Source organism: Streptomyces sp. TG1A-60 (assembly GCF_037201975.1).
Lineage (GTDB): Bacteria > Actinomycetota > Actinomycetes > Streptomycetales > Streptomycetaceae > Streptomyces.
The window spans coordinates 4,488,219-4,512,279 of sequence record NZ_CP147520.1; the positions used below are offsets into that span (position 1 = coordinate 4,488,219).

Below are 24,061 nucleotides of genomic sequence, written 5' to 3' on the forward strand. Positions count from 1 at the left end.
TAAGCCCCCGACCTGCTGTTTCTTGGCAGGTCGGGGGTTACCGGTGGGGCTGGGCCGTCTGTGGGCCGTCAGTTGCGACGACGCCAGCGGCGGACCCGGATGTCGAGGACGATCAGCAGCGCCACGGGGATGGCGGCCCCGGCGGGAGCGTCGGACCAGAGGGCGAATGCGCCGCCGGCCGTGCCGATGAGTGCGATCGGCAGATCGCGGGGGTGGATGTCGACGGTCAGGCCGACGCGTGGGACCATGAGGCCCTCCAGCTGTGCTCGGTTCACTTGGCAAGGTGATTTCTGGGACGCGGCAATGGAGACGAATGCCGCCCCTGATCGGGCGGCATTCGTATGCCCGCTGAAACTTTCCCACAGCCTCACGCGCCAGCCAAACGCGCAGCTAAAGGCCGCTCTGTTCGCTTGCGTAGACGGACTGTCCACGACGGTAGGCAGTCAGAGCACTCCAGGAATACTCGGAGACTTTGAAGACTCTCCAATCTTTCCAGAAGTCTCCCCGTCGCCCTGCGCCGCTTCGTGCTGGATCCACGGTGCCCGCGCCGCCTGCTGATGCTGACCTGCGTCACCGCGCGCCGTCTCGTTCTCCACACGTTTCTACACGGCATGCTGGCGGAGGTTCGGTGCCTTGTGGACCGGTCGTCAGGTCTGGTTTCCCGGTTTGCTCAGCCGGTTTCCCAAATCCGTTCTGCTAAATCCGTTTGGCCAAGTCGGTTTGGCCTAGCCGATTTGAACCTTGATTTGGAATCTAGATTTGGGACTGCGAAACGGATCTCAAATGTGAGGATCCAAATCGGACACCGTTTGGGGTCGACTGTTGAAAGCTAGCTAGTACTGCAGCCGGAGATCTTGTGACGGAGCCTGTGTGGCGTCGTTGACCGGGCATGATGTTGGGTGTGACGGCTGAGCAGATAGCCGGGTGGGATGCTGAATCGTCCGCGTTGACTGGTTCGTTGGGATACTTGTTCAACCGGCCGGAGCCTCGGGTGGTGTTCGCGCAGTTCATCGAGGGGCTGCTGGCGGAGCTGCCGAAGAAGAACGGCTGGACACTGTCGGAGCGTGCCGGGCATGTGACCGCGGACCGGATGCAGTGGCTGCTCAACGGGTCGGTGTGGGACGCCGGCCGGCTGCGTGACGCGGTCCGCGATTACGTCATCACGCACCTGGGCGACCAGGACGCCTCACTCGTCATCGATGACACCCAGGCTCAGAAGAAGGGCACCAAGTCGGTCGGGGTGGCCTTCCAGCACTGTGGGCTGACCGGCGATGTCCGCAACTGCCTGCCTCTCCGCCTCTGCGCAGCGGCTGGCCGCTCAGCGCCGCCGGGCCGGCACGCCGAAAGGCTCACGAGCACTGGGCCACTTCCGCCAGGCGGTGTTGCGCCCCGGTACGGCCTTGGGCTCGGGCGGCGGGCGGGGCGGCCCGTGGGCCGCCCCGCCCGGCCGGTTTAGGGCTTCTCGCCGTCCCGGTCGACGAGGGACTGGGTCGTCTTCATCTCGCAGAATGTGACCTCGCCCTTCTTGTGCGAGGGCCCAGCCGACGAGCCGTCCTCGTACTTCTCCTCGTAGTCGCGCACCGCGACCGACTGGTTCCCCTGGTACTGGAAGGTGTCGGGGTCGAGGAGGTACTCCCGGCGCTGAACGGCCTTGCTGCCCAGGTCCGGGTATATGGCGATGGCGTCATGCCCCATGGGGTCCTTCACCAGGTGCGGGACCACCTCGATCCCGGGGTCCGCGGCCAGGGCCCGGTACAGCTTGGCCATCCCCTGCGGATGCACGGGATAGGCCTCGTCGAGGGTCGCCAGGAGCGCGAAGGTCTCGAGCTGCTCACCCGTCAAGCCGGTGTCCTTGCCCATGGGGAACATGTCCGCCGCCTGCTTCCGGATCTCGGCGGGGTCGTCCGGCAGCGAGGCGAGCAGGCGATACAGCCGCCGCTGCGAGGGCTCGTTGTCGCCGTCCTTGTCGTCCTCCCTCACGGGGCTGTCGTACTGGACCCACTCCTCGCTCACCTCGGGCTTGGCATCGGGCGCCGCGTCCGACGCTCCGTATTGGCACTGCGCGGTCTTCAGGTAGACCCACTGGCCGTCGCGCGGATGCAGATCCGGCTGCTGCGACACCACTTCCGCCGCCTGCTCCAGGAGTGCCGTCGCGGACGTCAGGTCGGGGCTGGCAGGCTGCACGCCGCGCTCGGGTCCATCGCCACCGACGAGCATGGTCACCAGCACCGCGATGGTGATCACCGTCGCGGCGACCCCCGCAGCCGTCACGCGCCAGTCCAGCCGCATCCTGCGGGCAGAGCCCTGCTGCGCTGCTCCCAGCAGCTTCTGGCGGCCGGGAACCAGCCGCGCCCGGTCCGGCGTCGGCGCATCGGCGCGCAGCTCGTGCATCTTGGTCATGTCATCCATGGGTTACCGCCCCGTTGTGGTCGCTTACGAGGGTGGGGTCGGCGCCGAGCGCCGTACGCATCTTGCGCCGCGCCCGGCTCAGCCGGGAGCGGACCGTGCCGACCGGCACCCCGAGGGCGTCGGCACACTCCTGGTAAGTGAAGTCCGCCCAGGCGACCAGCAGCAGCACATGCCGGTCCTTCCCGGGCAAGGCGGCGATCGCCCCGGCCAGCGCCTGCTGCGAGGCCTCGGCCGTCACCCGCTCGTCGGCCCGTTCCGACCAGGACTCGGCCACCGGGTCGACGCCGGTACGGGCCAGCGCCCGCAGCGCCCGCACTTCGGAGCGGCGGTGGCTGCCGATGAGGTTGCCGGCGATGCCGTAGAGCCACGGCCGGGCACTGGCGCGCGCGACGTCGTAGCGGGCGCGGTTGCGGAAGGCGATGAGGAAGGTCTGCGCCGTGATGTCGTCGGCGTGACTGTCGCCCAGCCGGCGCATCACATACCGGTGGATCTCGGTGGCGTGTCTGTCGTAAAGCCTGGCGAATATCTCCGGCCGCTCCAGGGATTCCTGGATGACCAGCGCGTCGTCGGTGGGTGGATCCCCCACGAGGCCCTCGCTTCTTCGTGCAATAGGAGTGGAGTGCATTCCACCCCCTGTTGTCCGAAGCGGCCAGGAGGGTTCACGCGCAGGTATTGAACCGCCCGCACGGAGATGCGCCAGTTCGTGTGCCCGGACAGCCCACCAGTTCTCGCCGCCAGAATCCGTGACAGCGGCGCTCCACTCTGGAGGCTTGGGACATGGTCATGCTCAGAAGTACTCACCCCGCGCCAACACCAGGCCCTACCGAGAGGGGCGGGCACTCTGGATGGAGACACGACAACGTCGCAGGTCACCATGGTCCTTGGATTGAGAGCACTCAGTAGTTGTTGTCTTTTCGATCTTGAGGGATGCGCGTCGAACGGGAGTCCCGATCGGGTGATCGTGGGGCGCTTGGCGCATACGGACAGGGCCTCCTGAACAGCTCGTTGGTGTCGAATCACCGAGCAGCAGGAGGCCGTGATGCAGCAGTCTTCCGTGCCGACGGCCGGGCAGTCCAGCTCGGTCACCTGGGAGTGTGACTGCCTGGCTCACCGGTTCGGAAACGCCGCCGACAACGGGTTGCGGCAGCCGCGCTACCCGACGGACATGACGGACGCGGAGTGGGCGGCCGTCCGGCCGCTACTGCCGGTGCCGGGCTGGATGCGCGGTCGCGGCGGCCGGCCGGAGGCGTACTGCCACCGGGCTGCACTCGATGCGATCCGCTACCTCGTCGACAACGGCATCAAGTGGCGGGCGATGCCGGCCGACTTCCCGCCGTGGGACCGGGTATACGCGTTCTTCCGCCGCTGGCGCGACCATGGCCTGGTCAAGGAGTTCCACGACCGGCTGCGTGGGCAGGCCCGCGAGAAGGCGGGCCGCAACGCGGAGCCGACAGCCGCAGTGATCGACTCGCAGTCGGTGAAGGCGGACGCTGTTGTCGGTGCGGACAGTCGCGGGTTCGACGGCGGGAAGCTGGTCAACGGGCGCAAACGGCACGTCGTGGTCGACACTCTCGGCCTGCTGCTCGGGGTGATGGTCACCGCCGCGGACACCGGCGACCGCGCCGCCGCCCGGGTGCTGCTTGAGCAGGTGGCCGACGCGCATCACTGCCTCGCCGCCGCCTGGCTCGCGACTACGCACGGCGCAGGCGGGCCCGGCCACTTGGCGGAGATGTCGTCCCCTGGCCTCCGCCTCCCCGTCACGCTCCGACAGACAACGGCAGCGGGCGGATTCCCATCCGTGTCCACGGCATCATCTGGCCTGTCCCGGACCCGCTGATACACAACTGAGCGGCTGCCGTGCCGCGCCTGATACGCGGGAGAGACCTTCCGGAGGGCCGCAGGGTCCAGGCTCGCTGCCGGACGGGACGGCCGACTGCTGTCCCCCGCACAGCCCGCCTGAGCGATGGCCGGCGGCAGACGCAAGGGGAGCCACACATGCACACCTCGACAGGCCGAAGGGTGGCCGCCGCCCTGACGACGGGGATCGCGCTGACCGCGGCCCTTGTAGCACCCTTACCGGCGCAGGCCGTCATGGGTGGCACCGAGTCCACCCGGGCCTACTCGTTCATGGGCTCGTTCCAGCCGTCCTACCCTGCTCCGCCACGCCCGGACAAGCACGGCTGTGGGGTGGAGGTCCTCGCGCCGCAATGGGTCCTGACCGCCAGCCACTGTGCCGGCAGGAACCCGACCAACGCGAAGGCGGGTGTCCCGCGCGGCTGGAAGGTCCGGGTCGGGTCACTGGACACCACCTCCGGCGGCGAGGTCGCCGAGGGCGACCACTACTACCGGCTGGCAACCAGTCGCGACGAGGGAGGTTTCTGGGGCCGCGACCTCGCGTTGATGCACCTGCGGACCCCGGTTCGAGCCAAGCCGGTGCGGATCGCCTCGACCACACCGCCGGACAACACGCCCGTCCGCATCATGGGTTGGGGTATGACCTGCGACGACACCAGCAACGCGGCGTGTTTCCCCAAGCGGCTGCGGGAGGCCGACACCGTGGTGCAGCCGATCTCGATGTGTCCGTCAGCCGCGCCCAGCGGAGAGTTGTGCATCGGTAGCCGCGACGGCGGAATCGCCGCGTCGAACATGGACTCCGGTGGGCCTGCGCTGGTCCGCGACGGCGACCAGTGGACCGTGGCCGGTGTGGTCAGTGGCCCCGACGAAAGCGGCAAGACGCTGTACTCCGATGTCACCAAGCACGCCGACTGGATCAACGGCATCATCACGGGCACCAACGTGCCCCCCGATGATCTGATCCCGGACATGGAAGGCTCGGTGGACCTGAGCGGCTGTGCGGGCTCAGTGGTCCGCACCCCCGCCTCCCGGCCGCAGGACCCGGCGCTGTTGCTGACCAACGGTCACTGTGTGCAAGGACAGTGGCCCGCGCCCGGAACTGCGACAGTGGACCAGCCGGCCGACCGCGAGGTGCCTGTCGCCGACCGTCAGGGCTATCCGCGAACCACCGCCCGTGCGAAACGGCTCGTGTACGCGACGATGACCGGCACCGACATCGCGCTCTACCGCCTGGACAAGACCTACGCGCGGTTGAAGGCCGAAGGCGCGAAAGTCTTCCACCTCACCTCCACCCCCGTGCGCGCAGGCGACCCACTGACCATGGCGTCCGTCGGCACCCGCTACACATGCACCGCCGAGGCCGTAGTCCCACACCTGCGGGAGGGCGGCTACCAGCTGAACAACTCAATCCGCTACACCACCAGCGACGACTGCGCCCCCTGGCACGGCGACTCCGGTTCGGCGCTGCTGGCCCCCGACGGCACCACGGTCGTGGGAATCCACAACACCCACAACGACGACGGCGAACAATGCACCGACAACAACCCCTGCGAAGTGGGCCCGAACGGGGAAGTAACCTCCCAGCAGGGTCGTAGCTATGGCCAGCAGGTTCACATGATCACCGACTGCCTGGCCAAGGGATCGAAACTGGACCTGTCCCGCCGAGGCTGCACCCTCACCGGTGCCACGCCCCGTCCCGACCACCGCGACGACCTCCCCGGTGACCAGGACCGGCGCAGCAGCCCCCAGACCCGCGAACCCTGACCCGATCAGCACCACGGGCGAACCCGGCCCGGGCGTAGGCGCGGTGGAGGAAGGATTCGGCAGGGCGGGGTGCCCCGTCGCATGATGGACCTCCAGCACCCTACGTCCGATGGGGAGAGATGTCGGTTCCAGTGGCCGGGGGAAGCGCCCTGGTGCCGGTGGCGATCCTGCTCGTGGAGGACGACGAAGTGATCCGCAGATCGCTCACCTTGGCGCTGGAGCGCTACGGCTAACTCGGGCCCGTTCCGCTCGCCAAGGCGGTCAGGCAGTCACTGGCCCGCACCGGGCTGCAGACACAGCTCACCACAGCCGGCGCCGTGTCCGCCGAGACCGACCCGCGCCGACTTGACAGGATCGTCGCCAACCTGGTCGTCAACGCCCACCGGCACGGTCGCGCCCCCGTCGAGGTCGAGGTGGCGGGGACCTGTGTGACGGTACGGGACCACGGCCCGGGCTTCCCCCACGACCTGCTCGCCCACGGGCCCCAGCGGTTCCGCACCGGGGCGTCGGAACGCGGCCGGGGCCACGGCCTCGGGCTGACCATCGCGCTCGGCCAGGCCCAGGTCATCGGGGCGTCGCTGTCCTTCGCCAACGCGCCTGACGGTGGGGCCGTCGCCACGCTTCGCCTGCCGGCGGTCGACTGACGCGTCACGGAACGCCACGATGACGGCGGCTGCGGTCAGGTGAGGCCGGGGTAGGGCTGCTGGTCGCGGTGCCCGGTCGGCTACTGGTTCCCGGTGAAGCTGCCGGCGTCGACCTCGGTGAGGACATCGAGCTTGACCAGGCGTTTCAGCTTGGCGCGGGTGCCTTCGATTCCGGACGCCTCTGATCACCCGAACTGGCGGAAGGTCCGCGCCGGGCAGCCGGGGGACTGACCGGTCTTTCCTGTGCCCAGAGGCAGCGGCTTGAGGCAACTACTTCGGCGGACGGCAATCATTCTCGACTCCGCGGCAACTGCTTGAGCAGCCCGTTCCTCACGGGCACCCCCCACGTAAGTACAGACTGGGAAAACACACATGACTGAACTGCACGGCCACGGCAAGGCGCGGCACCGCAGAAAGAAGACGGGCCCTGCGCGGCTGGGTCCGCCAGGCCGAGGCCGATGGCGGTGAGCGTGACGACCGGCTCACCACCGCCGAGCGCGAGGAACTCAAGCAACTCCGTAGGGAGAACGCCGAGTTGAAGCGGGGACAGGTCCCCTACTCCGCCCTCGACTACCTACCGCCCGCCGGGTACGAACGCGACTGGTGGCGACAACAGGAAGCCCCCCGCAGTCCGCCTGAAACAAGATCGCTGGACCTACGAAATTCGGGCAGTTCACCCAGCTCGGGCCGCCCCGCGACGCCCACACCACACAGACGCATCCCCGACGACGAGCAGGAGCACACCCATGCTCATCCCCCCTTCTTCTGTTGCGGTCCGCGCCATCCTCTCAGTGTGATCCGCCGGGTCCTCCCCTGGTCCTCCGCCGCTGCTGTCGCTGCTCGCGCCACGACCGGTAGTGGTGGAGCAGCGTCTCCTCGATCGGGCGGTAGGTGAGCCCGAGTTCATCGACGCTTCTGCGGTTGTCGACGCGGAAGCGGATGCCGAGGTGCTTGCGGATGTAGTCCTGGCTGAGGCCGAAGGCCGGTCCCAGGACGCGGAGGGGCCAGTGCGGGAGGGCGGTGCGGGGGAGGCGGAGGTTCTGGGGATGGTGCGTGCGCAGGATCGTCGACATCTGGTGGAACGACGTCATCTCCTGTGCCGCGACGAGGTAACGCCCGTGTGCCTCGGGTCGTTCCGCCGCCGCGATGTGGGCCGCCGCCACGTCCCGTACGTCGGCCGTCGTGAAGCTGAAGTCGGGGGCGCCGTAGAAGAAGTAGCCCTTGAACAACTCGTCCAGGAGGAACAGGCTGCCGGATTCCGAGGCGGGGGTGAGCGAAGGGCCCAGGATCAGGCCGGGGTTGACGGAGACCATGCTCCAGCGGTCCTGCGCGGCCGCCGCGTCCCAGGCCGCCCGTTCCGCCACGGTCTTGGCGTGGTGGTACGGGTTGTTCTCCACCGTGCTCGTGGTGTTGAAGTACTTCTCCGACAGGATCCGGTCGTCCATCTGCAGGACGTCGACGTAGTCGCCGAAGATCGCACCCACCGTGGAGGTGAGGACGAGCCGCTCGACGGTCTCCGTGCGGTCGATGCCGGCGAGCACGTTGCGCGTGCCGTGGAGCGCCGGTTCCAGCATGTCCCGGCGGCCGTCCTTGATCTTCTCCGGCATCAGGAAGGGCGAGGCCACATGGAAGACCACGGAGCAGCCCTTCATCGCCTCGTCGAAGGAGCCGTCCGCGAGCAGATCCGCCTCGAAGAGGTCGAGGCGGCCGGGGTACGCCTCTCGCATCGCCCACAGCGGCTCCAGCTTCGCGGCGTTCGCCGTGCTGCGCACGGTGGTGCGCACCCGGTAGCCGCGCTCCAGCAACTGCCGTACCAGATGGGCGGCGACAAAGCCGCTGCCACCCGTCACCAGGACCGTACTGCCAGCCGGGTTTTCACTCATGCGCGCACTCCTCGGGGGACGAACTCGGGGTCTGCCATGATCCCATCTTGGCCCGCGCCGGGCCCCAACCACCCTGTGCCTAAAAGGAGTTCGTGCACGCTCGCGGCGAGGGCACGGCTGGAGGAGGACGATGCCTTCCCGGGCCGCGGGCGGGTGGGAGGCCGGACGCCCTGCGGCGCGCTCGACCGGGGCCCGTTCTGGGACGCCCCCGCCGGGTGACTCCCGCGGCGCGCTCCTCGCCCCGGCGCGGCGCGGTCATCCATGGACGGGCTGGTCGTTCTCCGCCGGGTGGGGCAGCGGGGAGGCGCTGGACGCCACGCTGGTGGAACCCGAGCTGGTGGTGGAAGTCGGCGTCGATGCCGATGATCACGCGGATGAGTCGGCGTCTGGCACGGCCACGGGCCGCCGGCCGGCACTGATGGGTAGCCGCGTGGTCACCGGAGCACGTGGTGGATAGCACCGCGGTCTTCCCGGCGCTGCTCCGCGCGGCGGCCGGGTGAGGCGTTACGTCAGGCGGCGTGCGAATTGCGCTGGTGTAGCGTGGTATTGCTTCTTGAAAGCGCGGATGAAGTGGCTGCTGTCGGTGAAATGCCAGAGTGCGGCGGCCTCGGAGATGCTGAGCTGTGATCCGGAGGCGGTGAGCGCCTCGGCCGCTTCCTCCAGGCGTCGGCGGCGGATGTAGGCGCTGAACGACTCGTCCAGACTCGCGAAGGCCCGCTGCAAGGTGCGTACTGATACGTGCAGTTGCGCGGCTACCGCGGACGGCGACAAGTCGGCGTCGGTGAGCCGGGCATCGGCGAGGTCCTTGGCCGCTTGTGCCAGCGCCGGGGTGAAGGTGGGCTCGCGGTCGTCGAAATGGTCGAGCATCAGCCCTTTGGTGAGTTCGAGCAGGGCGTTGCGGGACGAGTGCGCCCCCGCCGGGCTGAGGTCGCTCACGGTCCGCTGCACCATGCTGGTGTGTGCCATGAGGATCTGCGCTGCGGGCGAGGTGGCCTGACCGGTGCGCGGTTTCCCGGCGACCAGGGGCCGCAGGGCGTCGCCGGGGAATATTAGGATGCGGGTGCCGATCACGGGGGTGGTGTGGAAGTGATTCTCCGTCACGACGTGGTGCATGAAGTAGGTGCCGGCCGAAACGTACGCGTCACCGCCCTGATCGTGCGGGTCCTGCAGGGCCACCGCGCCGCGCAGCCCGACGTACAACCTGATCTGATCGTGCTCGTACGTCCCGACTGCCCGGGTGCTCACGGATGAGGATGCCCAGAGCTCGTTGACGGCGGTGTCTTCCAGGGCCACCGAGCGCATCGTTCCCTGGAAGCCGTCGACCGTGGAAGCGCTGAATTCCGGCAGAGGGTACAGGTCGCCCATACGGTCGTTCCAGGTGTCGATGAACGGCTCCCATGTTCCCCGACCGGTGCCGGTGGAGTCGGCGTCGACGGCGAACGTGCCCACCTTGCCGCCCGGGCCACGGAAACGCGGCCTGCTCGTCATGTGCCCTCCGCCCCGATGAGGATGTCGCCGGCATCCCATTCCGTGTCGCGAAGGTACACCCGCTCTACGTACGCCTGTTCCTACGCTTGGTGGCGCTTCGACCTCCCAGACGATCTACCGCCTGCCGGCCGTGCTCGGCGCCGCAGCCACGGTGTCTTGCCTTCGCGCGCGGCGCAAGGCGACCGCGACCCCGCGGGCGAAAGTGAGAAGAACTATGAAGGCAGTGCGCTTCCACCAGTACGGCGACCCCGACGTCCTGCGTTACGAGGACGTGGAGCAGCCGGTTCCCAGCGCCGGGCAGGTGCGGGTCCGTGTTGCGGCGACGTCGTTCAACCCCGTCGACGCCAGCATCCGCGCCGGGTTCATGCAGGGACCGATCCCTGTGACGCTGCCGCACACACCCGGCATCGACGTCGCCGGCACGGTCGACGCGCTCGGCGGGGGCGTGACCGGCATCCAGGTCGGGGACCAGGTCATCGGCTTCCTGCCGATGGCGGGCCCCGGCGCCGCCGCGGAGTATGTCCTGGCACCGGCCGAGGCCCTGACGCCGGCGCCCAAGAGCGTCGCGCTGTCCGACGCGGCCGCGCTGCCGCTGGTGGGCCTGACCGCGTGGCAGGCACTGTTCGAGCACGCCAAGCTGACCGCCGGGCAGCGCGTGCTGATCAACGGCGCGGGCGGAGCGGTCGGCGGCTACGCCGTGCAGTTGGCCCAGCAGGCCGGCGCCTACGTGATCGCCACGGCCGGCCCGCACAGCAGTCGGCGCGTCACGGCCGCGGGCGCGGACGAGGTCATCGACCACACGACCGTCGACGTCGTCACGGCGGTGAGCCAGCCGGTCGACATCGTGCTCAACCTCGCGTCGGTTCAACCGGCACAGCTGGATGCGCTTCCCGGTCTGATCCGCCCCGGCGGTGTCCTGGTGAACACCACCGTGTGGATGCCCGCGCCCACCGACGAGGAGCGCGGCGTACGGGGCATCGACCTGTTCGTCCGCAGCGACGCGGAGCAACTGTCGCACCTGGCGGAACTGATCGACGGCGGCGAGCTGCGCGTCGAGGTCGCCCGGCGGGTGCCGCTGGCCGAGCTGCCGGCCCTGCACGCCGACGCCGCCGCGGGCGTACTGCCCAGCGGCAAGGTCGTCGTCACGCCCGGCGCCTGACGCCCCCCGACCCACCCGTGAAGGAGACGACTCCGATGATCCCCGACGACGATCCGTCCCGCTCGCTGACCGTGGCGAACCCCGACGACCCCGGCACGACGTACATCTCACTGGTGGGCAATACCTACGGCATGCTGGTCACCGGCGAGCAGACCAACGGCCGATACTGCCTGATCGACATGCATGTCCCCGACGGCGGCGGCCCGCCGCCGCACCGGCACGCCTTCGAGGAGATGTTCACCATCCTCGAAGGCGAGATCGAGTTCACCTTCCGCGGCGAAAAGCACACCGTACAGGCCGGGTCCACGATCAACATCCCGGCCAACGCACCGCACAACTTCCGCAACGCTTCGGGCGCGCCGGCCCGCATGCTGTGCATGTGCACCCCCGCCGGCCAGGACGAGTACTTCATGCGCATCGGCGATATCGTCGCGGGCAAGGATGCGCCGCCGCCGCAGCTGTCGGAGAGCGAGCTCGCGGAACGCCGCCGCCGCGCGGCTGAGTTGGCCTCGACCTACCGAAGCGAGTTCCTGTAGCTCGCAGGCCCGGCAAGCTCGGCACCGGTCTGCCGTGGGCAGACTCGCCCTGACCTCGGAGACCGTCAAGTGCACCGACGGTATGACAGGGTTCGTGGTGCTCCCCAGACGCTGGGCGGCAGAGCGCACGTTCGCATGGTTGATGAACTCCCGCGTCTGGCCCGGGACTGTGCGGCACCATGGACAGTGCGATCGACAGGATGCGAAATGCGGGTCCGCAGGATGTGCCCGTCATACAGCGTCAACTCGTAGGTGACGTGATGCGTACCGGTACGCCCACGAGCGTCCCGGACCGCAGGTCGGGGCGCCTCATGACCGCGTGCTCCATCTTCGACGGTGCCGCGGGGGCAACGACCGGGTGGCACGCTTCCCGAAGTCGGTAGGCCCGGCATCGAGCCGCCGCGCGCTAGCGTCGCCCGTCATGCGCATGGCGATGGTGGGGACGTGGGCGGCCGTGGTGATGGTCGTGATGGGGCTTGTGGTCGTGGGGGTTCCCGTGGGGTACTTCCTCTTCGTGTACGGGTGCGGGCGGGAGGAGGAGCGGTTGGGGGAGGCGTTGGCCGGGGACCCCGTCCTGGGCGAGGGGGTGGAGGGGGTCAGGGCCGAGGAGTCGTATCAGGGGTGCGACGACGACGATCTGTTCGTGGTCGCCGGGAAGTCGTACCGGTACGGCGGGGACAGGAAGAGCGTTCTCGCGCACTACCGGGAGGCCGCGCCGGCCCACGGGTGGCGGTACCGGACGAATGACTGCTTCACCAAGTCGATCGACGGGGCCGTGGCGAGTCTGACCCTCCACGGGCCGGCCGACGGTTCCCTGCAGGTCGAGATCGTCGCCGTCCGCGAGGACCCCGAGCCCTGGTGCTGAGCCCGCACCCCTTCTGACATGAGTGAAGGGGGCCCGCCACCCGTGACGGGCCCCCTTCTCCTACGTTCCCACGTACGAAAGCGACCGCGTGCCGGTCAGCCGCACTGGCACGGGTTGCCGGACTGGCACCCGCAGGCGCATCCCGAGCCGCAGCCGCAGGCGCCGACGAGGGGCAGGGTTTTGATGTCGGCGGGGTACTGGGTGTCCCGGACCCGCGTCGGGTCGGGCGTGCCGGGGCTGGCGGGGGAATCGGCCATGGTCCCTCCTCGAAGGCTGGTGCCTGTGCCCATTGGATGCCCGATTGCATGCCAGTTCAGCCGGGCGCATCAACGGCGCACGGAGGCGTCCACACGCCTCGCCGCAACCCCCCGGAGCCGGAACACCGGGCGTCGCGACCCGAAGCGCCGGGGCACCCAAGCGTGGGGCACCAAGCAGCGCCGGAGCACCACACGCCGGGCACCAGCAGCGCCGGAACCCCGGGCGAGGGATACACCAAATGCCAGAACGCCCCGCCCGAGCCCTACGCCCCCTCCACCCCCGTCACCGGCTGGATGTCGGCCTGCAGCTCGTCCGCGTGTTCGCCTGTCACCAGGTACACGACGCGCTTGGCGACGGACACCGCGTGGTCGGCGAAGCGCTCGTAGTAGCGGCCGAGGAGGGTGACGTCGACGGCGGTCTCGATGCCGTGCTTCCAGCGGTCGTCCATGAGGTGCTGGAACAGGGTGCGGTGCAGGAGGTCCATCGCGTCGTCGTCCTGCTCCAGCTGGAGCGCCAGGTCGACGTCCTTGGTGATGATGACCTCGGCCGCCTTGGCCATCAGGCGCTGCGCGAGCTGGCCCATCTCCAGGATCGTGGCATGCAGGTCACGCGGGACCGCGCGCTCGGGGAAGCGCAGCCGGGTGAGCTTGGCCACGTGCTGGGCGAGGTCGCCGGACCGCTCCAGGTCGGCGGACATGCGCAGCGAGGTCACGACGATACGCAGATCCGTGGCCACCGGCTGCTGCCTGGCCAGCAGGGCTATCGCACGGGCCTCCAGGTCGTGCTGCAGGTCATCGACCTTCTTGTCCGCCTCGATCACGCTCTCGGCCAGCTTCAGGTCGGCGTCGAGCATCGCCGTCGTGGCGCGTCCGATCGCCGACCCCACCAGTCGGGCCATCTCGACCAGGCCCTCACCGATCGAGTCAAGTTCCTCGTGGTACGCGTCCCGCATCAGGGTGTCCCTCTCTTACGTACGTCTGCTCGTGGGTATCAGAAAAGCCGTGCCGGAAGCCGTTCCGCCAGGCCGGGGCAGCCGAAGGAACGGCGACCGGAAGCCCGCACGAACCCCACGCTCCCATGTTCCGTCCCGTACGCGTCCTTTTCCGCCATCCCAAATGAACCATCCCTGGCTCCTGGGTGAACTCTGGGCGACGAGTGTTCGAGGTCGCCCTCCGACCGCTGTGGGGATGTCCGACCTCGTGCCTAACCTGGAAGCATGGACGTGAACGCGGCGGTCGCCGCAGCGGCGGCGATCGCCGGAGTGCTCACCGGCGTCATCGCCATGCTGGCGTTCCGCATCAGCGAGCGCGAACAGAAGCGTCCCACCCGCACCTCCCTGCACACGGACGCGGTGCTCCCGCCCGGCGTCGACACCGTGCTGTCCGTGCTCCGCTCCTCCGCCGTCGTCCTCGACGAGGCCGACGCCGTCGTCAAGGCCAGCTCCGCCGCGTACGCCCTCGGGCTGGTCCGCGGCGGGAAGCTCGCCGTCGAGCCGATGCGCAAGATGACCCGCGAGACCCGCCGGGACGGCGAGATACGGCAGGTCGAGCTGGACCTGCCCCGGCGCGGCGCGGGCCGCGGCGAGGCGCTCGCCGTCTCCGCGCGCGTCGCACCCCTCGGCTCCCGGCTCGTGCTGCTCCTCGTCGAGGACCTCACCGAGGCCCGCCGCATAGAGGCCGTACGCCGTGACTTCGTCGCCAACGTCAGCCATGAGCTGAAGACACCCGTCGGCGCGCTCTCCCTCCTGTCGGAGGCCGTGATGGACGCGAGCGACGACCCCGAGGCGGTGGAACGCTTCGCCGGGCGGATGCAGATCGAGGCCACCCGGCTCACCAACCTCGTGCAGGAGCTCATCGACCTCTCCCGCGTGCAGAACGACGACCCGCTGGAGGACGCCGAGCCCGTACGGGTGGACGAGCTGGTCGCCGAGGCCGTCGACCGGTGCCGCCACCAGGCCGGCACCAAGCAGATCACCATGGCCGCCGGAGGCGCCGCCGAGCTGCGCGTCTGGGGCCACCGAGGACAGCTCGCCGCCGCCCTCGGCAACCTCGTCGAGAACGCCGTCAACTACTCCCCGGCCCGCACCCGCGTCGGCATAGCCGCGCGCCGCGTGACCGCGCCCGGCGGGGACCTCATCGAGATCGCCGTGACCGATCAGGGCATCGGCATCTCGGACAAGGACAAGGAGCGCATCTTCGAGCGCTTCTACCGTGTGGACCCGGCCCGCTCCCGCCAGACCGGCGGCACGGGACTCGGTCTCGCGATCGTCAAGCACGTGGCCGCCTCGCACCGCGGGGAGGTCACGGTGTGGAGCTCCGAGGGTCAGGGCTCCACGTTCACCCTCAGGCTGCCGGAGGCGGGCGCGTCCCGTGACCGTGCGGCCCAGCACCCGGACCTCGACGACGAGGACGGACAGCCTCACACCGACTCATCCCCGTATGAACCGCTTCCCGCCCCGGAGGTCCTTCCGTGACCCGAGTGCTCGTCGTCGAGGACGAGGAGTCCTTCTCCGACGCCCTGTCCTACATGCTCCGCAAAGAGGGCTTCGAGGTCGCCATCGCGGCCACCGGGCCCGACGGTCTCGACGAGTTCGAGCGCAACGGAGCCGACCTGGTCCTCCTCGACCTGATGCTGCCCGGCCTGCCGGGCACCGAGGTCTGCCGCCAGCTGCGCGGCCGTTCCAACGTCCCGGTGATCATGGTGACCGCCAAGGACAGCGAGATCGACAAGGTCGTGGGCCTGGAAATAGGCGCCGACGACTATGTCACCAAGCCCTTCTCCTCCCGTGAGCTCGTCGCCCGTATCCGGGCCGTACTGCGCCGCCGCGGCGAGCCCGAGGAGGTCACCCCGGCCGCGCTGGAGGCCGGCCCCGTCCGCATGGACGTCGACCGCCACGTGGTCACGGTCTCGGGCGCCAAGGTCGACCTCCCCCTCAAGGAGTTCGACCTGCTCGAAATGCTGCTGCGCAACGCGGGCCGCGTACTGACCCGCATGCAGCTCATCGACCGCGTCTGGGGCGCCGACTACGTCGGCGACACCAAGACCCTCGACGTCCACGTCAAACGCCTCCGCGCCAAGATCGAGCCTGATCCGGGCGCGCCGAGATATCTGGTGACGGTGCGGGGCCTCGGCTACAAGTTCGAGCCGTAGAGCGACGACCGCGCGTTCGCCGTACGGCCAGGTGGCCGTACGGCGGTCATGTGCCCGCCGTACGGCCACGCGCTCCTCGTAGGACGAAGGGCGGCACCCCCTCCCAGGGGTGCCGCCCTTCGGTCATGTGTGGCGTACGCCCGTACGGGCCTCAGTGGCCGGAGCCCTCCTGGGCGTCCGACGTCGAGGTGGACGGGGAGGCCGTGGAGCCGGCGGCGGTGCCCTCCTCCTCGGTGGCGCCCTCGCCGGCGGACGGCGAGCCGGAGGCCTCCTCGGACGGGGAGGCGCCGGTGCCGGGGGCCTCGGGGACGTCGGTCGGACCCCACTTCTCGAAGTAGTGCTCGGCGGGAACGACGAAGGCGCGCAGGCCGACCTCGCCGGTCTCGCTGAAGTCGAAGGTGACCTGCTGGGCGTTGCCGTCCTTGACCGCCTCGGTGACGTCCGCCAGAACCGCGGAGGCGTTGTTCTCGCCGCCGAGAATCACGGAGCCGCCGGCCGGGACGACCACCTTGCCGCCCTTGCCCTCGCCCTCGGCGGGCGTGATCTCGGCGGTGCCGGCGCCCTCCACGGTGACGGACTCCAGGGTCTGGTCGGTCGTGGAGCCGTTGAACAGGGTCGCGGAGACCACGGCGGGGCCCTTGGCCGCGGTGCCCGGCTGGGTGATCACGATGGCGTTCTGGATCTTGATGTCCCCGACGGTGGTGGCCGCGTTGTCCGGCCTGACCTGGAGCGTCTGGGCGTTGTTGCCGGCGCTGCACGCGGCGAGCGAGGCGATCGAGAACGCGAGGGCGGCGGCGGCGAGGGCGCCGCGTCGAAGGCTGCTGCTCACGGCGGCGGCAACTCCTTGTTGGGCGGTACGTGGGCGGTACATGGGTGGTACGTGATCGGTAGCGGGGCTCAGGTTACCGAGCCGTTCCGCCGCCTCCGCACCCGACCCTCCCCAAGTGCCCGGTCGGCAGGTCACCGGAAGCAATTGGCCCACGCATCACCCACGCCCTCGTCCGGCATTCACATATCCGCCATGGATACCGCCGCCGATCCGTTCGTCGCCGTCCCGGATTTCGGGTAAGGACCGGTGAGGAATGGAGAGCGCCACGGAAAATCGATCATCCGGTAGAAGGCGGCAGAAGGCTGCAGAACACGGTCCGGTAACGGCGGAACATCGCCGGGCGATCGAACCCCTTGATCAATTCCGGATTCGTCTCGTACCCGGCTCCGCGCACTGAACGGAGTAGCGGAAGTCGCACACTTGGAGTCGGACAAAGCGGGACGTTCGGACGGTGGGGAGGCCCTCCGAATGCGTGTACCGTACGCGTTTCTCTCCGCCCGGAGAGCCGCTCCCACCTGCGAATACCCCCTTCCGTTCGGCCTCCGCAGCACGTTCCTGTCGCTGTTGTCAAGCCCCGAGATGTGCCCTGACCTGCGAAAACGCCATTCAGAACCCGCCGTTTCCGTGTTACCCTGGATAGCCACGGAAGGGGTACCTGTCACATGACGTTCAAGGTTGGCGACACCGTGGTCTATCCCCATCACGGGGCCGCGCTGATCGAGGCTATCGAAACTCGCCAGATCAAAGGCGTGGACAAGACCTACTTGGTGCTCAAGGTCGCCCAGGGCGACCTGACGGTGCGTGTGCCGGCGGACAATGCGGAGTTCGTCGGGGTACGTGACGTGGTCGGTCAGGACGGCCTGGACCGGGTCTTCGAGGTGCTGCGCGCGCCGTATGCCGAGGAGCCCACGAACTGGTCGCGTCGCTACAAGGCGAACCTGGAGAAGCTTGCCTCCGGTGATGTCATCAAGGTCGCGGAAGTCGTGCGTGACCTGTGGCGTCGGGAGCGCGAGCGCGGACTGTCCGCCGGTGAGAAGCGCATGCTCGCCAAAGCCCGCCAGATTCTGGTGAGCGAGCTCGCCCTCGCGGAGAACACCAACGAGGACAAGGCCGAGGCCCTGCTCGACGAGGTTCTCGCGTCCTGAACTGACTTCTGAGACAGGCAGCCAGCCCGCTCAGCCGTTCAGCGCACTGAAATGCCGCGGTGCCCGATGACGTAACTCCTGTCGCCGGGCGCTGCGGCATGTCCGTACCCGGATGTGCCGTACGCCTGAAGGGGCCCCCGATACTTGGCGTCCCCGGTACTCGTACTTGGCGTGCCGGGCCCGGGCAGCTGGCTCGACCAGATGTCACGGAAGGGTCCGGTCAAGGTGTCGCGCCCGGCACGCTGTGGCCATACCCACCTAGGCCGAGCACACAAACCTGACAGGAACCGATGTCTGACGATTCGCGCCCTTCGCCTTCCGGAGCCGGTACGGGAAGCCGTACCGCCGCGGTGATTCCGGCCGCCGGCCGAGGCGTACGCCTCGGTCCGGGCGCCCCCAAAGCGCTCCGCGCGCTGAACGGCACCCCGATGCTGATCCACGCGGTGCGGGCCATGGCCGCGTCCCGTGCCGTCTCCCTGGTGATCGTCGTGGCGCCGCCCGACGGCGCCGCCGAGGTCAGGACGTTGCTCGACGCGCACGTGCTGCCCGAGCGGACCGACTTCCTCGTCGTCCCCGGGGGGAATCCCGCCAGGAGTCGGTGAGGCACGGCCTTGACGCGCTCCCGCCCGGCTACGACATCGTCCTCGTCCACGACGCGGCCCGTCCGCTCGTGCCCGTCGACACCGTCGACGCCGTCATCGAGGCCGTACGGGACGGGGCGCCGGCCGTGGTGCCCGCGCTGCCGCTCGCCGACACCGTCAAGGAGGTCGAGCCGGCGGACCCGCCCGGCGCGCCGGAGCCCGTCGTCGCCACGCCGGAGCGGGCGCGGCTGCGGGGGGTGCAGACGCCGCAGGGGTTCGACCGGGAGACCCTGGTCCGGGCGCACGGGAGGGTCACCGGGGAGGTGACCGACGACGCGAGCATGGTGGAGCGGCTCGGGCTGGGGGTCGTGGTCGTGCCCGGGCACGAGGAGGCGTTCAAGGTGACACGGCCGCTGGACCTGGTGCTCGCGGAGGCGGTCCTGGCGCGCAGGAGGCTGAACGATGGGTTCTGAGACGGCACCGGTGCCGGGTCCCGTGGTGTTGCCGCGGGTCGGGATCGGTACGGACATCCACGCCTTCGAGGAGGGGCGGGAGCTGTGGTGTGCCGGGCTGAAGTGGGAGGGGGAGGGGCCGGGGCTGGCCGGGCACTCCGACGCGGACGTCGTCGCGCACGCCGCCTGCAACGCGCTGTTCTCCGCCGCCGGGCTCGGTGACCTCGGGCAGCACTTCGGGACCGGGCGCCCCGAGTGGTCCGGTGCGTCGGGGGTGACCTTGCTCGCCGAGGCCGCGCGGATCGTGCGGGCGGCCGGGTTCGTCATCGGCAACGTGGCCGTGCAGGTCGTCGGGGATCGGCCGAAGATCGGCAAGCGGCGGGACGAGGCGCAGAAGGTTCTTTCGGAGTGCGTGGGGGCGCCGGTCTCGGTGTCCGGGGCGACCACGGACGGGCTGGGGTTCCCGGGGCGGGGCGAGGGGTTGATGGCGGTCGCCACGGCGCTCGTCGTGCGGATCGGCTGACTTCGGGGTTCTCCCGCCCCCGCCACCCCTGCCCGTCCCGTCCCAGGGAGCGGCGCCCCCTGGCCCCGGCCCGCGTGGGTTGTCCGGGCGCGGGATCGTCGTGAGGGGCGCGTAGTTCCCCACGCCCCTTCGGGGCCTGTGGCCCTTCAGGAGGCCGGCCGGCGGGCACACGTCACGAATCCGTCGTCCTCGGGGTGAAGGGCTCGGGGCATCGCCGATGGCCCACTACCCTGGGAGGCGTGACTATTCGCCTGTACGACACCAGCGCCCGGCAGATCCGTGACTTCGCCCCGCTCACGCCGGGTTGTGTCTCGATCTACCTGTGTGGCGCCACGGTGCAGGCGGCCCCGCACATCGGGCACATCCGGTCGGGGCTCAACTTCGACATCATGCGCCGGTGGTTCGAGTACCGCGGGTACGACGTGACGTTCGTCCGGAACGTCACGGACATCGACGACAAGATCATCACGAAGGCGGCCGACCAGGGCCGCCCGTGGTGGTCGATCGGGTACGAGAACGAGCGCGCCTTCAACGACGGCTACACCGCGCTCGGTTGCCTGCCGCCGACCTACGAGCCGCGTGCCACCGGGCATGTGACCGAGATGGTCGAGATGATGCGCGGGCTGATCGAGCGCGGACACGCGTACGAGGCGGACGGCAACGTCTACTTCGACGTGCGGTCCTTCCCCGGGTACCTGCGGCTGTCCAACCAGGAACTCGACAACCTCCTCCAGCCCTCCGGGGAGGGCGAGACCGGCAAGCGCGACCCGCGTGACTTCGCCATGTGGAAGTCGGCGAAGCCGGGCGAGCCGAGCTGGGAGACGCCGTGGGGCCGTGGACGCCCGGGGTGGCACCTGGAGTGCTCGGCCATGGCGCACAAGTACCTGGGCTCCGCCTTCGACATCCACGGCGGCGGACTCGACCTGATCTTCCCGCACCACGAGAACGAGATCGCGCAGGCCAAGGCGTACGGCGACGAGTTCGCCACGTACTGGGTGCACAACGCCTGGGTCACCATGAGCGGCGAGAAGATGTCCAAGTCGCTCGGCAACTCGGTGCTCGTGAGCGAGATGGTCAAGCACTGGCGGCCCATCGTGCTCCGGTACTACCTGGGCACCCCGCACTACCGCTCGATGATCGAGTACAGCGAGGACGCCCTGCGCGAGGCCGAGTCGGCGTTCGCCCGTATCGAGGGCTTCGTGCAGCGGGTCGTCGAGCTGGCGGGCGGGGCCGGGGAACCCTCGGCCGAGGTGCCGCCGGCCTTCGCCGAGGCGATGGACGACGACCTGGGCGTGCCACAGGCGCTCGCCGTCGTGCACACCACGGTCCGGCAGGGCAACAGCGCGCTGGCCGCCGACGACAAGGAAGCGGCCGTGGGGCGGCTCGCCGAGGTGCGGGCCATGCTCGGCGTGCTCGGCCTCGACCCGCTGGAGGCGTGCTGGGCCGGTGCCGACGGCGACCGGGGCGACGACCTGCACGGAGTCGTCGACAGCCTCGTCGGGCTGGTCCTCCGGCAGCGCGAGGCCGCCCGTAGCCGCAAGGACTGGGCCACCGCGGACGCCATCCGCGACCAGCTCAACCAGTCGGGTCTGGTCATCGAGGACGGCCCGCAGGGGCCGCGCTGGACGCTGGGTCCGCGCTGAGCCTTTCTTGATCGATTGTGCCGCCCGGCCATCCGGGCGGCACACTGCATTACGTACACACGCACGCTTCACACAGACGGGTAGGTCATGGCCGCTAACAACCGCCGCATGTCCGGCAAGAAGGGCGCGCAGGTCGGCAGTGGCGGCCAGCGGCGCAAGGGGCTGGAAGGCAGGGGCCCGACGCCCCCCGCCGAGATGCGCAAGAAGCACAAGGCGAACCGCATCGCGAACGCCAAGGCGAAGCAGGCCGCGCGTCGCCCCGTGGCGCGGGGCCGGGGCGGCAAGGGCACGTCCGAGATGGTCGTGGGCCGCAACCCGGTCGTCGAGGCGCTGCGCGAGGGCGTGCCCGCGTCGACGCTCTACGTCCAGCAGTTCATCGACAACGACGAGCGGGTGCGCGAGGCGCTGCAGCTCGCCGCCGAGCGCGGCGGCATCAACCTCATGGAGGCGCCGCGGCCCGAGCTGGACCGGATGACCAACGGGCTCAACCACCAGGGCCTCGTCCTCCAGGTCCCGCCGTACGAGTACGCGCACCCCGAGGACCTGGTCGCCGCCGCGTTCGACGAGGGCGAGGACCCGCTGATCGTCGCCCTCGACGGGGTGACCGACCCGCGCAACCTCGGCGCCGTCGTCCGGTCCGTCTCCGCGTTCGGCGGCCACGGCGTCGTCGTGCCCGAGCGGCGCGCGGCCGGCATGACCGCCGGTGCCTGGAAGACGTCCGCCGGTACGGCCGCCCGTACGCCCGTCGCCCGCTGCACCAACCTCACGCGCACGCTGGAGGCGTACAAGAAGGCCGGTGTCGCCGTGGTCGGTCTCGCCGCCGACGGCGAGGTGGAGGTCGGCGAACTGAAGGCCCTGGAGGGCCCGGTCGTCATCGTCGTCGGCAGCGAGGGCAAGGGCCTGTCCCGCCTCGTCGGCGAGACCTGCGACTTCCGGGTGCGGATTCCGATGCCGGGTGGGGCGGAGTCCCTGAACGCGGGTGTCGCGGCGGGAGTTGTGCTGTACGAGGCGGCTCGGCGGCGGGTGTAGAACTGGTCCTGGCCGGGGTTTTGGGGTGTGCTGGATCACCTTGACGGGGTCCGGACAGATCGGGGCGGTCAAAGCAGTGTCCTAACGACAGGTCACTCGGTTAGATGAGCGTGGACACCAGAACACCCCGCACACCCACGGGGGACCGTTCGTCGGGATTCGACTCGGGGTTCGACGACGCTCCCGCGCTGAGCATGGTGAAGGTGCCGAGCGATCCGGCGCAGGTCATCGTCAACCACGCGAGCTTCCGCGTGCAGTTGGGCGCCTCCACGCGGGCGTCCCCGCGCATCGCACGGCACTTGAGCGCCACCGAGGACACCGCGCGCATCCCGCTCGCGGGTACGGCGGGCCGTGTGCCCGCCGCCGGGCGCCGTCGCTCGCCGGTCGTCTGGAGCGGGAAGTCCGCGCCGGACGACACCGGAGCCCACCGGCTCCTCCAGGCGGCACGCGGCGCGGGCGTCGGCCCCCCCGAACCGTTGAGCGACACCGGCTCGACGCAGGTCATCCCCCGCCTCGACGGCCCGGCGAGCGGCGGCTACGACACCGGAAGCGGGCGTTACGGCGCCGACTTGACCGTCGAGACCGTGGAGACGCCCGTCGTCGGCAGCCAGCGCACGCACGGCGACCATGCCCCCGACGGCACCCGCATGCTCCCCACCATGCGTGGCGTCGGCAGTGCGTACGACGAACCGGAGTACGACCAGCGGCGGTACGGCCATGACGCCTACGCCGACGGCGAGTTCGCCGAGCCGTACGAGGACGGCGAGGACGGCGAGGACGAGCGGCGCGAGCGCCGGACCGGCAACGAGCCCGTCCGGCACGCCTATTACCCCGGCCGCCGGATGAACCTGGGCGTCGTACTGCTGCCGCTGCGCGTCTTCCTCGGCTTCATCTCCATCTACGCCGGCATGGGCAAGCTCTGCGACCCGCACTACTTCGACGGTGGCGAGCGCGGCTCCATGGTGAAGTGGCTGAACACGCTGCATCCGTGGGAAGTCGCCGAGCCGCTGCGGCAGTTCGCCCTCGAACATCCCGTCGGCTCGGGGCTCGTCATCGCCTTCGCCCAGGTCGTCGTCGGCGTGCTGACCGTCCTCGGACTCTGGCAGCGCCTCGCCGCCGGGATCGGCGCGCTGCTGTCGGCCGCGCTGCTGGTCACCGTCAGCTGGAAGACCGTCCCCGCCTACGAGACGCCCGACATCATCTACCTCGCCGCCTGGTCCCCGCTGATCATCGCGGGCGCACCGGTGTACTCCGCCGACGGACGGCTCGCGGGCAACGCCTGGCGCAGGCTCGGACCGCGCGCCCACATCTGGGACCTGCGGCGCCATGTGCTGCGGCGCGGTGCCCTCGTCACCGCGATCGCCGTCGGGCTGACACTGCTGATCGGGTCCCTGCTCGGCGGGGCCGTGCGGGACGCCGACCGGATCGTGGTTCCCGGGCCCGGCGAGGCGCCGCGCAACGAACTGCCGGGGTCGCCGCTGCCGGATGAGCCGGAGAACCGCCGAAAGGACAGCCCCTCCGCGTCCAACTCACCCACCGCCGGGGCCACTTCGGCGAGCCCGTCGCAGGCGGCCACGACGCCGGGGGCGACGCGGGACACCGGTGCGGTCACCGGACAGCCGAGCCAGACGCAGGGGACGGCCGGGCAGGCACCGCCACAGGAGTCCCCGCCGGTCGAGCAGGCGCCGAGTACGACGGCGGGTCCCAGCTCCACGGGAGGGGCCTCCGGTGGTCCGACCGGGGAGTCGGCCGGAGCCACCAGTGGTTCCGGCGGGGGGACCTCTTCCGGCGGGCAGCCCGGTCTGGTGGGGGGACTGCTCGGGTAGTCGCCGTCGGCCGCGCCGATACG

General features: G+C 70.0%; 21 protein-coding genes and 4 pseudogenes. 17 read left to right on the forward strand and 8 right to left on the reverse strand.

Annotated features, from left to right (window positions below; translation table 11 throughout):
- Positions 1-68 precede the first annotated feature (68 nt).
- A complete protein-coding gene (locus WBG99_RS19420) occupies positions 69-275 on the reverse strand; it encodes a hypothetical protein (RefSeq protein WP_338897509.1) in 207 nt (68 codons plus the stop codon).
- Positions 276-892: 617 nt separating this feature from the next.
- Between WBG99_RS19420 and WBG99_RS19425 the strand changes: the two genes are divergently transcribed.
- Entirely contained in the window at positions 893-1,456 is a 564-nt protein-coding gene (locus tag WBG99_RS19425; RefSeq protein WP_338900403.1) for a transposase, read from the forward strand.
- Here WBG99_RS19425 and WBG99_RS19430 read toward each other — a convergent pair.
- Together WBG99_RS19430 and WBG99_RS19435 are read right to left on the reverse strand one after the other, a co-directional pair.
- Positions 1,453-2,400, reverse strand: coding sequence for a CU044_5270 family protein (locus WBG99_RS19430; RefSeq protein ID WP_338897510.1), 948 nt, complete (start codon positions 2,398-2,400; stop codon positions 1,453-1,455). The genes WBG99_RS19425 and WBG99_RS19430 overlap by 4 nt on opposite strands.
- Position 2,401: 1 nt before the next feature.
- Positions 2,402-3,034 carry an RNA polymerase sigma factor gene (locus tag WBG99_RS19435; RefSeq protein ID WP_338897511.1) on the reverse strand — a complete coding sequence of 211 codons (633 nt, stop codon included), beginning with the start codon at positions 3,032-3,034 and terminating at the stop codon, positions 2,402-2,404.
- 414 nt (positions 3,035-3,448) lie between these two features.
- On the opposite strand from WBG99_RS19435, the gene WBG99_RS19440 reads away from it, so the two are divergent.
- The 4 genes and pseudogenes from WBG99_RS19440 to WBG99_RS19455 form a co-directional block, all read left to right on the forward strand.
- The gene (locus WBG99_RS19440; RefSeq protein ID WP_338897512.1) at positions 3,449-4,246 is read left to right on the forward strand and encodes an IS5 family transposase; all 798 of its coding nucleotides are present in this window, start codon (positions 3,449-3,451) and stop codon (positions 4,244-4,246) included.
- Positions 4,247-4,404: 158 nt separating this feature from the next.
- Complete coding sequence (locus WBG99_RS19445) at positions 4,405-6,027, forward strand: serine protease (protein WP_338897513.1); 1,623 nt, start codon at positions 4,405-4,407, stop codon at positions 6,025-6,027.
- A 119-nt stretch (positions 6,028-6,146) separates the two neighbouring features.
- Positions 6,147-6,257, forward strand: a pseudogene (locus WBG99_RS19450) (DNA-binding response regulator); the annotation flags it as partial.
- 9 nt (positions 6,258-6,266) lie between these two features.
- Positions 6,267-6,671 (forward strand): annotated as a pseudogene (locus WBG99_RS19455) (ATP-binding protein); the annotation flags it as partial.
- 788 nt (positions 6,672-7,459) lie between these two features.
- On the opposite strand, the gene WBG99_RS19460 reads toward WBG99_RS19455, so the two are convergent.
- The gene (locus WBG99_RS19460; protein ID WP_338897514.1) at positions 7,460-8,554 is read right to left on the reverse strand and encodes an NAD-dependent epimerase/dehydratase family protein; all 1,095 of its coding nucleotides are present in this window, start codon (positions 8,552-8,554) and stop codon (positions 7,460-7,462) included.
- A 504-nt stretch (positions 8,555-9,058) separates the two neighbouring features.
- Positions 9,059-9,919 (reverse strand): helix-turn-helix transcriptional regulator, encoded by an 861-nt coding sequence (locus WBG99_RS19465; RefSeq protein WP_338897515.1) that lies wholly within the window; start codon positions 9,917-9,919, stop codon positions 9,059-9,061.
- A gap of 337 nt (positions 9,920-10,256) precedes the next feature.
- Between WBG99_RS19465 and WBG99_RS19470 the strand changes: the two genes are divergently transcribed.
- The 4 genes and pseudogenes from WBG99_RS19470 to WBG99_RS19485 all read left to right on the forward strand — a co-directional run bounded on the left by WBG99_RS19470 (position 10,257) and on the right by WBG99_RS19485 (position 12,602).
- Positions 10,257-11,201 carry an NADP-dependent oxidoreductase gene (locus tag WBG99_RS19470; protein ID WP_338897516.1) on the forward strand — a complete coding sequence of 315 codons (945 nt, stop codon included), beginning with the start codon at positions 10,257-10,259 and terminating at the stop codon, positions 11,199-11,201.
- 35 nt (positions 11,202-11,236) lie between these two features.
- Positions 11,237-11,737 carry a cupin domain-containing protein gene (locus WBG99_RS19475; RefSeq protein WP_338897517.1) on the forward strand — a complete coding sequence of 167 codons (501 nt, stop codon included), beginning with the start codon at positions 11,237-11,239 and terminating at the stop codon, positions 11,735-11,737.
- 52 nt (positions 11,738-11,789) lie between these two features.
- A pseudogene (locus WBG99_RS19480) lies at positions 11,790-11,879 on the forward strand (IS5/IS1182 family transposase); the annotation flags it as partial.
- A 279-nt stretch (positions 11,880-12,158) separates the two neighbouring features.
- On the forward strand, positions 12,159-12,602 hold the full coding sequence (locus WBG99_RS19485; protein ID WP_338897518.1) for a hypothetical protein: 444 nt from the start codon (positions 12,159-12,161) through the stop codon (positions 12,600-12,602).
- 95 nt (positions 12,603-12,697) lie between these two features.
- Here WBG99_RS19485 and WBG99_RS19490 read toward each other — a convergent pair whose 3' ends face one another.
- Complete coding sequence (locus WBG99_RS19490) at positions 12,698-12,859, reverse strand: hypothetical protein (RefSeq protein WP_338897519.1); 162 nt, start codon at positions 12,857-12,859, stop codon at positions 12,698-12,700.
- A gap of 263 nt (positions 12,860-13,122) precedes the next feature.
- Positions 13,123-13,812, reverse strand: coding sequence for a phosphate signaling complex protein PhoU (phoU, locus tag WBG99_RS19495; RefSeq protein WP_338897520.1), 690 nt, complete (start codon positions 13,810-13,812; stop codon positions 13,123-13,125).
- Positions 13,813-14,076: 264 nt separating this feature from the next.
- On the opposite strand from phoU, the gene WBG99_RS19500 reads away from it, so the two are divergent.
- Positions 14,077-15,333, forward strand: a complete 1,257-nt coding sequence (locus tag WBG99_RS19500; protein WP_338897521.1) for an ATP-binding protein — start codon at positions 14,077-14,079, stop codon at positions 15,331-15,333.
- Complete coding sequence (locus tag WBG99_RS19505) at positions 15,330-16,010, forward strand: response regulator transcription factor (protein WP_086575133.1); 681 nt, start codon at positions 15,330-15,332, stop codon at positions 16,008-16,010. Before WBG99_RS19500 ends, WBG99_RS19505 begins: the two co-directional genes overlap by 4 nt.
- A gap of 151 nt (positions 16,011-16,161) precedes the next feature.
- On the opposite strand, the gene WBG99_RS19510 is transcribed toward WBG99_RS19505, so the two are convergent.
- Positions 16,162-16,839, reverse strand: a complete 678-nt coding sequence (locus WBG99_RS19510) for a copper chaperone PCu(A)C (protein ID WP_338897522.1) — start codon at positions 16,837-16,839, stop codon at positions 16,162-16,164.
- 662 nt (positions 16,840-17,501) lie between these two features.
- Here WBG99_RS19510 and WBG99_RS19515 point away from each other — a divergent pair.
- From WBG99_RS19515 to WBG99_RS19540, 6 genes and pseudogenes are all read left to right on the forward strand, one after another.
- Entirely contained in the window at positions 17,502-17,984 is a 483-nt protein-coding gene (locus WBG99_RS19515) for a CarD family transcriptional regulator (RefSeq protein WP_003953493.1), read from the forward strand.
- Positions 17,985-18,274: 290 nt separating this feature from the next.
- Positions 18,275-19,038: pseudogene (gene ispD / locus WBG99_RS19520) on the forward strand (2-C-methyl-D-erythritol 4-phosphate cytidylyltransferase).
- The gene (gene ispF, locus WBG99_RS19525; RefSeq protein ID WP_338897523.1) at positions 19,028-19,540 is read left to right on the forward strand and encodes a 2-C-methyl-D-erythritol 2,4-cyclodiphosphate synthase; all 513 of its coding nucleotides are present in this window, start codon (positions 19,028-19,030) and stop codon (positions 19,538-19,540) included. Before ispD ends, ispF begins: the two are co-directional and overlap by 11 nt.
- A gap of 239 nt (positions 19,541-19,779) precedes the next feature.
- On the forward strand, positions 19,780-21,183 hold the full coding sequence (cysS, locus tag WBG99_RS19530; protein ID WP_338897524.1) for a cysteine--tRNA ligase: 1,404 nt from the start codon (positions 19,780-19,782) through the stop codon (positions 21,181-21,183).
- 87 nt (positions 21,184-21,270) lie between these two features.
- Positions 21,271-22,212 carry a 23S rRNA (guanosine(2251)-2'-O)-methyltransferase RlmB gene (gene rlmB, locus WBG99_RS19535; RefSeq protein WP_338897525.1) on the forward strand — a complete coding sequence of 314 codons (942 nt, stop codon included), beginning with the start codon at positions 21,271-21,273 and terminating at the stop codon, positions 22,210-22,212.
- 104 nt (positions 22,213-22,316) lie between these two features.
- Positions 22,317-24,038, forward strand: a complete 1,722-nt coding sequence (locus WBG99_RS19540) for a DoxX family membrane protein (RefSeq protein WP_338897526.1) — start codon at positions 22,317-22,319, stop codon at positions 24,036-24,038.
- Positions 24,039-24,061 lie beyond the last annotated feature (23 nt).

Excerpts from the sequence above, each read along its gene's own strand:
- rlmB (WP_338897525.1), top strand. The coding sequence starts at position 21,271 with ATGGCCGCTAACAACCGCCGCATGTCCGGCAAGAAGGGCGCGCAGGTC.
- WBG99_RS19485 (WP_338897518.1), top strand. The coding sequence starts at position 12,159 with ATGCGCATGGCGATGGTGGGGACGTGGGCGGCCGTGGTGATGGTCGTG.
- phoU (WP_338897520.1), bottom strand. The coding sequence starts at position 13,812 with ATGCGGGACGCGTACCACGAGGAACTTGACTCGATCGGTGAGGGCCTG.
- WBG99_RS19500 (WP_338897521.1), top strand. The coding sequence starts at position 14,077 with ATGGACGTGAACGCGGCGGTCGCCGCAGCGGCGGCGATCGCCGGAGTG.
- WBG99_RS19490 (WP_338897519.1), bottom strand. The coding sequence starts at position 12,859 with ATGGCCGATTCCCCCGCCAGCCCCGGCACGCCCGACCCGACGCGGGTC.
- WBG99_RS19515 (WP_003953493.1), top strand. The coding sequence starts at position 17,502 with ATGACGTTCAAGGTTGGCGACACCGTGGTCTATCCCCATCACGGGGCC.
- WBG99_RS19465 (WP_338897515.1), bottom strand. The coding sequence starts at position 9,919 with ATGGGCGACCTGTACCCTCTGCCGGAATTCAGCGCTTCCACGGTCGAC.
- WBG99_RS19475 (WP_338897517.1), top strand. The coding sequence starts at position 11,237 with ATGATCCCCGACGACGATCCGTCCCGCTCGCTGACCGTGGCGAACCCC.
- WBG99_RS19435 (WP_338897511.1), bottom strand. The coding sequence starts at position 3,034 with ATGCACTCCACTCCTATTGCACGAAGAAGCGAGGGCCTCGTGGGGGAT.
- WBG99_RS19460 (WP_338897514.1), bottom strand. The coding sequence starts at position 8,554 with ATGAGTGAAAACCCGGCTGGCAGTACGGTCCTGGTGACGGGTGGCAGC.
- WBG99_RS19470 (WP_338897516.1), top strand. The coding sequence starts at position 10,257 with ATGAAGGCAGTGCGCTTCCACCAGTACGGCGACCCCGACGTCCTGCGT.
- WBG99_RS19540 (WP_338897526.1), top strand. The coding sequence starts at position 22,317 with ATGAGCGTGGACACCAGAACACCCCGCACACCCACGGGGGACCGTTCG.
- WBG99_RS19445 (WP_338897513.1), top strand. The coding sequence starts at position 4,405 with ATGCACACCTCGACAGGCCGAAGGGTGGCCGCCGCCCTGACGACGGGG.
- WBG99_RS19440 (WP_338897512.1), top strand. The coding sequence starts at position 3,449 with ATGCAGCAGTCTTCCGTGCCGACGGCCGGGCAGTCCAGCTCGGTCACC.
- ispF (WP_338897523.1), top strand. The coding sequence starts at position 19,028 with ATGGGTTCTGAGACGGCACCGGTGCCGGGTCCCGTGGTGTTGCCGCGG.
- WBG99_RS19425 (WP_338900403.1), top strand. The coding sequence starts at position 893 with ATGTTGGGTGTGACGGCTGAGCAGATAGCCGGGTGGGATGCTGAATCG.
- WBG99_RS19430 (WP_338897510.1), bottom strand. The coding sequence starts at position 2,400 with ATGACCAAGATGCACGAGCTGCGCGCCGATGCGCCGACGCCGGACCGG.